The 7,952-nt window shown below is 53.1% G+C and carries 8 protein-coding genes (1 of these 8 only partly in view); 3 read left to right on the top strand and 5 right to left on the bottom strand.

Going from position 1 to position 7,952, the window contains the following annotated elements; all coding sequences use genetic code 11:
• Positions 1-380 carry the start of a tyrosine--tRNA ligase gene (gene tyrS / locus ACJJIY_RS07615; protein ID WP_444895292.1) on the bottom strand. Its footprint begins 925 nt before the window's first position, so only the first 380 of its 1,305 coding nucleotides appear in the window; it begins with the start codon at positions 378-380; the stop codon falls past the left edge of the window.
• A 276-nt stretch (positions 381-656) separates the two neighbouring features.
• Here tyrS and ACJJIY_RS07610 point away from each other — a divergent pair, with 276 nt between their 5' ends.
• Positions 657-2,036 carry an OapA family protein gene (locus tag ACJJIY_RS07610; protein ID WP_444895293.1) on the top strand — a complete coding sequence of 460 codons (1,380 nt, stop codon included), beginning with the start codon at positions 657-659 and terminating at the stop codon, positions 2,034-2,036.
• Positions 2,037-2,051: 15 nt separating this feature from the next.
• Positions 2,052-3,161: an anhydro-N-acetylmuramic acid kinase gene (locus tag ACJJIY_RS07605; protein ID WP_282934416.1), complete on the top strand. Its 1,110-nt coding sequence runs from the start codon at positions 2,052-2,054 to the stop codon at positions 3,159-3,161.
• Positions 3,162-3,183: 22 nt separating this feature from the next.
• Here the strand turns inward: ACJJIY_RS07605 and erpA are convergent, their stop codons facing one another.
• The 4 genes from erpA to argC all read right to left on the bottom strand — a co-directional run bounded on the left by erpA (position 3,184) and on the right by argC (position 6,020).
• Positions 3,184-3,537 (bottom strand): iron-sulfur cluster insertion protein ErpA, encoded by a 354-nt coding sequence (erpA, locus tag ACJJIY_RS07600; RefSeq protein WP_108731633.1) that lies wholly within the window; start codon positions 3,535-3,537, stop codon positions 3,184-3,186.
• Positions 3,538-3,699: 162 nt separating this feature from the next.
• Positions 3,700-4,143 carry a bactofilin family protein gene (locus ACJJIY_RS07595; protein ID WP_282934417.1) on the bottom strand — a complete coding sequence of 148 codons (444 nt, stop codon included), beginning with the start codon at positions 4,141-4,143 and terminating at the stop codon, positions 3,700-3,702.
• 33 nt (positions 4,144-4,176) lie between these two features.
• Positions 4,177-4,920 carry a DUF6776 family protein gene (locus ACJJIY_RS07590; RefSeq protein WP_444895294.1) on the bottom strand — a complete coding sequence of 248 codons (744 nt, stop codon included), beginning with the start codon at positions 4,918-4,920 and terminating at the stop codon, positions 4,177-4,179.
• A 53-nt stretch (positions 4,921-4,973) separates the two neighbouring features.
• A complete protein-coding gene (argC, locus tag ACJJIY_RS07585; protein ID WP_282934591.1) occupies positions 4,974-6,020 on the bottom strand; it encodes an N-acetyl-gamma-glutamyl-phosphate reductase in 1,047 nt (348 codons plus the stop codon).
• Positions 6,021-6,190: 170 nt separating this feature from the next.
• On the opposite strand from argC, the gene ACJJIY_RS07580 reads away from it, so the two are divergent.
• The gene (locus ACJJIY_RS07580) at positions 6,191-7,942 is read left to right on the top strand and encodes a chloride channel protein (RefSeq protein WP_445359391.1); all 1,752 of its coding nucleotides are present in this window, start codon (positions 6,191-6,193) and stop codon (positions 7,940-7,942) included.
• Positions 7,943-7,952 lie beyond the last annotated feature (10 nt).

The raw sequence follows: 7,952 nt of genomic DNA, 5'->3' as shown, positions 1-7,952 counted from the left end.
TTATTGGAGACAATGGCACTATTTTCCCCACAATCGAAATTGATAAATTGGGAAACCTGGCTTTTCAGCTTGTCTACCCAACCCGCAACAATATCGGGGGTATTCAAACTGCGCTCCTGAGCCTTAAAAGAAGGGTCACCAATCAGCCCCGTGGCACCGCCAACCAGTGCAATTGGTTTATGCCCTGCCGCCTGAAACCTCTTCAAGGTCAGCAACGGTACTAGACTGCCTATATGAAGGGAGTCTGCAGTGGGATCAAAACCGCAATACAGGGTTCGACTCTCCGACAAATGCTGCGTCAGTTCGCCGTCACCAGTCGCTTGATTAATTAATCCGCGACGGTCCAAGTCTTCAAGCAGTGTCATGTCGACCCCAGCCATGCTTTCCCCTCATATATAGGCTTGAAATTAGCGCCACCAAGCGGCGGCAAAATGCGCTGCAACATTACCGAAGTTTGCGGCAAATACAAGCGTGCAGCAGCCCAGTATCCGCACTAAAAACAAAATTCATGAGGAACCAAACCGTGCAAAGACGTGTCAATTATCTCGTGAACCAAGGCGGCTTTTTTGCTATAAAGCCCCTCCAATGCCTGTTTTTTAGACACTCAGTTTTTCAAGCGCAAATAACAACGACCGCCAGTACCATCCGCTAACGCCATGCAAAACCATCGTAAATCGAGTACAGGCCTCCGTATTGGCGGCTTACCCAAGCATTTTCCCCGCGTTCATGCGCTGACCGCTGGCATCGCAGCCTTTGTCCTTATGCTGGCCGTTCTGATTCCTTCACCGGAGATTTCCTCTAAGCGCACATCCCTACCCGTCAAACTTTCAGAGGTCACAAGCGACGACAGCACTGAAGCCAAACCTGCACTCACTTATACGCCGGCGGAGACCCCACTGCTTAACGTCAGTGTTGAGGCGGTCAAGTCGTTGAGTCTTGAAGTACGTAACGGGGATACTCTGTCAGACCTATTTCAACGTGCAAAAATCAGCGCCAAAGAGATGTACCAGCTTCTGGGTAGCGGCAAAGAGGCAAAACAGCTGGCACGTCTAACTCCGGGTGAAGAGCTGACCTTTCAAACAAATAATGATGGCCAGCTGCAGTCCCTGAAATTACAGCGGGACCGACTCAATCAAATTGAGTTTACTCGCACAAATGCAGATAAGTTTGAACACGCACTGATAACTCGCGAGCCCGACAGCCACCCGGCTTACCGACAGGCCCAGATCGATAGTTCCCTATTCCTGGCCGGCAGCGATGCTGGGCTGAGTGACAGCCTGATAATGGAGATGGCGGATGTATTCAGCTCCGATATCGACTTTGCCCTCGATATTCGCAAGGGCGACAACTTTAGTGTGATGTTCGAAGAGTTGTTCCTGGATGGGGAGAAAATTGGCAACGGTCCTATCCTGGCGGTCAGTTTTACCAACCAGGGAAGAACTTTTAGCGCTGTACGCTATGTGGATAACAGTGGTGATGCCAATTACTACACGCCTGAAGGCAAAAGTATGCGCAAGGCATTTATCCGCACACCGCTGGACATAGTCCGCATCAGCTCTCACTTCAACCCAAGCCGCCTGCACCCTGTATTCAAGTCACGCCGACCTCATAATGGCACCGACTATGCCGCTCCAAGAGGCACCCCCGTTTACTCTACTGGCGATGGTCGGGTTATCGCGTCCGGCTATAGCAAACCCAACGGCAACTACGTATTTATCCAGCACGGCGAACGGTATGTAACCCGCTATCTCCACCTAACCAAGCGCAAAGTCAAAAAGGGCCAGCGCGTTAAGCAGCGCCAGGTTATTGGCACTGTGGGGTCTACCGGTTATGCCACCGGCCCGCACTTGCACTACGAATTCCTGGTGGATGGCAGACATCGCAACCCCGCCACCATTGTGCGCAAATTGCCCAAGGCAAAGTCGGTACCGACTTCTGAGATGATCCGTTTTAAAAACCAGACCCAGCCACTTCTGGCGAAACTAGAAAACTTCCAGGGGCCGGCTTTGGCTCAACTGGATGAAGAAAGCCCCTAACAAGCGCCAACGAATATGCCCGATCTGTTTATCGGCCTGATGTCCGGCACCAGCGTTGACTCCATTGACGCGGTGCTGGTCGATTTTGGCGATGAAGAAAAAATAAACACCCGGATCCTGGCTGCGCTAGCCCACCCGATTCACAGCGGCCTGCGCGAGGCTATCCTCAGCCTCTGTGCCCCCGGCCCTTCAGAGTTGGATCGCGCTGGACAGTTAGACCGGCAACTGGGACAGGTTTTTGCCGAGGCCACCAATACCCTGCTAGCCCGAGCCGGTGTTGAGGGTCAGTCTGTTACCGCCATTGGCAGTCACGGCCAAACTGTACGCCACCGCCCCCCAGGCACAGTGACTTCTCCCTTTACTTTGCAACTCGGTGACCCCAACACCATCTCAGCACTGACGGGCATCTGCACCGTTGCGGATTTCCGTCGCCGGGATATCGCTCTCGGTGGTCAAGGAGCGCCTTTAATGCCGGCGTTTCACCAGGCCGCCTTCAAAACTGATGGAAGCCGTGCTGTGGTCAATATTGGGGGGATGGCCAATATCACTGAGCTGACGGCAGATGGCCAGGTTTACGGCTATGACACGGGTCCAGGTAATGCATTGCTCGACTACTGGGTGAACCTACACAAAAACCAGCCCTACGATAGAAATGGAGACTGGGCCGCGAGCGGTCGCGCCAATGCTGAACTTCTCAACCGCCTTCTTTCAGATCCCTATTTCTCCGCCGAGCCACCCAAGAGCACTGGCCGTGAAACTTTTAACCCCAGCTGGCTCGAACAGGCCTGCGCCGGTTTGGAAGTAGCGCCGGTAGATGTGCAGGCGACCCTGTCTGAAGTGACCGCAGCCAGTATCGCCGACGCCGTGCATAATTTTGCCGAAGGCGGCGAGTTGCTCACTTGCGGGGGCGGGGCAAAAAATAAGGACTTGGTTGCGCGATTACAGCGCCGCTTGCCCACCTGGTCTATTACTGACACGGGCAGTTACGGTATTGACGCAGACTGGCTCGAAGCCGTTGGATTTGCCTGGTTAGCCCGCCAGACATTGAGAGGGCTGCCCGGTAATTGCCCGGGAGTGACTGGCGCGCAGAAAGAGGCGGTTCTAGGGGCTATTTACCCGCCCTGATAATAGGGCGGGTTAGGATTTCTCAAATAGAGAAAGAGGAGCCGCAGCCACAGGTAGCGGACGCATTGGGATTTTGTACTACGAAGCGCGACCCCGAAAGGCCTTCTTCGTAATCAACATTGGCGCCAACCAGGTAGGGGTAGCTCATCGCATCCACCAAGACCTGAATACCATCCTTTTCTATGATGGCATCATCTTCGGCAACCAATTCATCAAAGGTAAAACCGTATTGGAAACCGGAACAGCCGCCTCCGGTCACGAAGACCCTGAGTTTCAACTCCGGGTTGCCCTCCTCTTCCAACAGGCTTTTTACCTTGGCCACAGCCTTGTCTGTGACCACGAGTGGCGCGGGAGAAAAGGATACAGCTTCTGACATAAGTCTCTCTCAACTCATCGGGACATTCACCGCTCGTATAAAAGTTATAACGAGTGCAGCCCCGGGGGCGTCATCTTGCTTAAACCCAGCAATTCAGTCAAGTATTAACCGGCAGGTAGGCCGGTACAACAAAGTACCAGCGCCAGCCAGTACTACCCGGACTTAAGAGGCTTCAATGACAGTTTCATCTTCGGAATAGCCGAGCATATGGGGCTCACCCGCGCTACTCAGGTCGGCACTGGATACCAGGGCACCGTTTACCTGGGCACCTTTCAGCATCTCGATCAGCTTATAGTGTACATTGCCTTCTACCATTGCCTTGGAAGCGAGTTCCAGGTGGCGCGCAGCAAACACATCCCCTTTCACATTGCCATTGATCACTACCTGAGGCACACGAATTTCACCCTCAATGATGCCGCCATCCACAATTTGCAGGCGCGCATCACTATCACTGTGAGCGGTAACATTGCCGCGCACCTTACCTTCGATGACCAGGTTGCCACGGAAGTGGATATCACCGCTGATCTCAGTCTGACGAGCGATCAAAGTCGTGTGGTTACTACCGGTATTGGCCATAGTTATCTGTTTCTCTTTTTTTCTTAACATAATCCCCAAAACCTCGTGCCTTTGGCACCTATGCTAACTTTCCTGTACTAACCAACCGTAGCGCTGCTCAATATTAAAGCCCTTGCGCCCAGAAGATTTAAGTGACAACTCCACACCTTCGGGCACAAATCCCTCCGGCAAGCGCAGCTCTCCCTCGATATTCTGAAAATATTTAAAACGCAGCTGAATCGACTCACTATCCACCTGCTCCGACAGTTCCTTCAGAGAGTAACTCTTCGGTTCCCCATCCTGACGGCCCACTACGGTAAATGTGGCCGTGCCTTTTACAACATCTCGACGCGCTGCGGACTGTTTGATCTGTAACTTGTACTGGTAACTTTTTGGATCGCCGGTCTGCGAGAGGATAAAGCGTCCAATGGACACCCCCTCACCCCCATCTTCAGGGGCCATGACGCCGCGATAGAAAGAAATTTCCTGCTTTAGCTCTGCGATCTGGCTCTCTTTCTGCACCAGTTCCGCACGTACCGACTCACTCGCCTGCTCACCGATAGTCAGCGACTGCTCTGCAGTGGCAACCCTCATTCGCAGGGATTCATTCTCACTCTGGAGCGCGGTAACACGATCGAGTACTTGAGTATGCTCCAGTGTCTTGCGATCGAGGCTCTGGCGCAGCTGATACTGTCCGGCAAAATAGGACCCCGCCGAGGTCACTAATACCAAAAAAACGACCCCCACTACGGCAATGACACCAGAGAAGGGTTTATGAGGCACCACTTTCATGCGGTACTGCTTGCTGCCTTTAACTTTGAGCACCATGAAATCTGCTAAGTCTTATCCGGGATTTATCGATTGTCGGGAAACACCCGATTCTAAGGCAGCAGTGCCGGGCTATCCAGGCCCAACGTCTCAGTTAAGCCAAACATAATATTCATATTCTGGATTGCCTGGGCGGACGCGCCTTTGGCCAGGTTATCAATGGCCGATAATACCAGTACCGTATCCCGCTCCTGGGGTTGCAATACCGAGATGCGGCACATATTGGTCCCTCTAACCGTACGAGTCTGAGGGTGGCTGCCCGCCGGCATCACATCTACAAAAGGCTCATTTTTATAGCGGTTTTCAAAGATCTGTTGAAGCTCATCGGCATCAACCTTCCCCACTGAGCGGGCAAATAAAGTAGCGTGGATACCGCGAATCATGGGAAGTAAATGCGGTACAAAAGTCACCTGCGCGGGAGAGGATTCAGTGGCCTGCACTCGACGAAGCCCCTGTTCAATCTCGGGTAAATGACGGTGCCCGGCGGCAGAATATGCGCGGAAGTTGTCGCTATTCTCAGCCATAATCAAGTCGGTCTTACCCTGTCGCCCCGCTCCACTGATACCACTGGCCGCACTGGCGATCAGCTCACCAGGTTCTACCAGGCCCTTTTCCAAAAGCGGTATCCATCCCAATTGAATCGCGGTGGGATAACAGCCCGGGCAGGCTATCAACTGCGCATTGGCAATCTGTTCCCGATTAACTTCTGGCAAACCATAAACAGCGCTTTGAGCTAATTCCGGAGCGGCGTGGGCTTGGCCATACCACTGCTCCCAGGTAGGTATATCTTTCAAACGGAAATCGGCGGACAAATCGATCACTCGAACTCCGCGTTCAATAAGTGCCGGTACTTGGGCCTGGGCAACGCCATGAGGTGTAGCGAAGAATACAACGTCACAATCCGCCAGCTGTTCGAGATCGGGGCTACAGAAAGACAGCTGCGAGTGCCCTCTCAGGCTAGGGAAAAGCTCGGCAACCGGGGTACCATTCAACGAACGGGAGGTGATTGCGGTAACTTCCGCTTGTGGATGTGTTGAGAGAAGCCGAAGTAATTCCACCCCTGTATAGCCGGTGCCCCCGACAATCGCTACTTTTATCACCTTGCTAAAATCTCCGGTATATCCGCCAACTGAGACGATAATCGTAAAACCAGACAGGCACTCTACCACAAGCCCCAGCATTTTAAGGATGTGCGGTGTCACAGCCCCCAAGGAACTCACTAAAAAAGTCATTTTCGCGTTATTTAGTCAGGCCTGGCAGCCTCGAAAATATGCGCTTACAGCTTTCCTCCAAAGACGCGCTGGCGCCTTTGCTGGGAATGGCCCTGATCACCGGCATCCTGGCCGGAGGGGTAACTGTACTTTTTCGGCTGGCGATGGAGTGGCCGACCGCGCTGTTTTTATCAATCCCACAAAATTACGAATCCCTTCCTCCATTCTGGCGCTTCGCATTGCCAGTCATCGGCTCTCTGGCAGTGGGATGTATCTATTTATTTCTAAATCCCAGACGCCGCCAGGTGGGAGTGGTCCATGTCCTGGACCGGCTCTACAACCACCAGGGGCAAATGCCAATGCAAAATGCCCTGCTACAGTTTTTTGCCGGCGCAATAATTTTAATTAGCGGCCACTCGGTGGGGCGGGAAGGCCCAGCTGTACACTTGGGAGCAGCCAGTGGCAGCTGGTTAGCCAGGGCGCTGAAGCTCCCCAATAATTCCGGTCGCAACCTACTGGGGTGTGGTGTAGCCGCAGCAATTGCGGCCTCCTTTAATACCCCGCTGGCGGGCGTGGTATTCGCGATGGAAGTCGTGATGCTGGAATATACTGTGGCAGGTTTTTTACCGATAATTCTCGCGGCTGTTGCCGGTAGCACCATCACCCAGCTGACTTTCGGTAGCCAGCCGGACTTTAATGTACCCGCGATTCAACTCAACTCCCTTGCCGAGCTGCCGCTACTTTTTGTGTGCGCACTGGTTATTGGGGTTCTCGCCGGATTATTTATCCGCTCCCAGCGTATTTTGATTCCCCAGCAACGTTACTCCCCACTTCTTCGATTTCTCTTGGTTGGCCTTGTTACTGGCACCTTGGGTATCTGGGTACCGGAAATCCTGGGCGGTGGATATGACACCTTGCAGGTGGCAATGCTGGGGGAGTTGGGGGTCGCGACACTCATTGCTATTGTCGCCGCGAAGTTAGTCGCAACCGCTTTGGGGGCAGGGCTCGGAATTCCCGGTGGGGTAATAGGCCCCAGCCTGATTATCGGTGCCTGTATCGGTGGTATTGCCGGTGGCCTGGCTAACTTGTGGCTGGGTGAGCACACAGCGAGCCCTGGCTTTTATGCCATGGTGGGTATGGCAGCAATGATGGCTGCCATGCTCAATGCACCTCTAGCTGCGCTACTCGCTATCTTGGAACTTACCTATAACCCACATATTTTATTCCCTGGAATGATGATGATCGTGGTGGCCACATTAGTAAGCCGCCAACTCTTTTCCACTATCGGTCTCTATCATGAAACGCTGCGCGCCCTGAATAAAGCGGGAATGCCAAGTTGGCGACAGCAAATGCTGAGCAGTGTCGGAGTTGCCAGCGAAATGAATCAGAGCTTTGTTGTGACTCCTAGGGAAATTACCCGCGCTGCGGCAAAAGAATTAATTAATCAACACCCCGAGTGGATTCTTATCGATTTACCCAAGGAGCCGGCACCGCAACTACTGCGTGCAGCAGACTTGGCAACTTTTCTTCGCGGTGGTGCGAATGAGGCGGTCGAGAGCGAAAAACAGGCTTCCTCCGCATCAGATAAATTACTAGACCCGGGAGAAATGATCGATTTATTAAGACTACCCGGTGAACGCAAACAGCTGGCGTCCCTAAGTTGGCGAGCGACAATGCTGGAGGCCTCGCAAAAGCTGGAGAGAAGTGGCGCGGATGGCCTGTATATCTGCCGTCATAAAAGCGGCTCGCTGGACAATCGCACGGCGGGCATTATTCTGCCGCTACAAATTAACAACTTTTACCGGAAGTAATTTTTCTTCC

It is taken from the genome of Microbulbifer maximicatervae (SeqCode), from assembly GCF_052468155.1.
The sequence above is the reverse complement of the archived record's forward strand: the minus strand, read 5'-3'. Positions and strand labels throughout refer to the sequence as shown.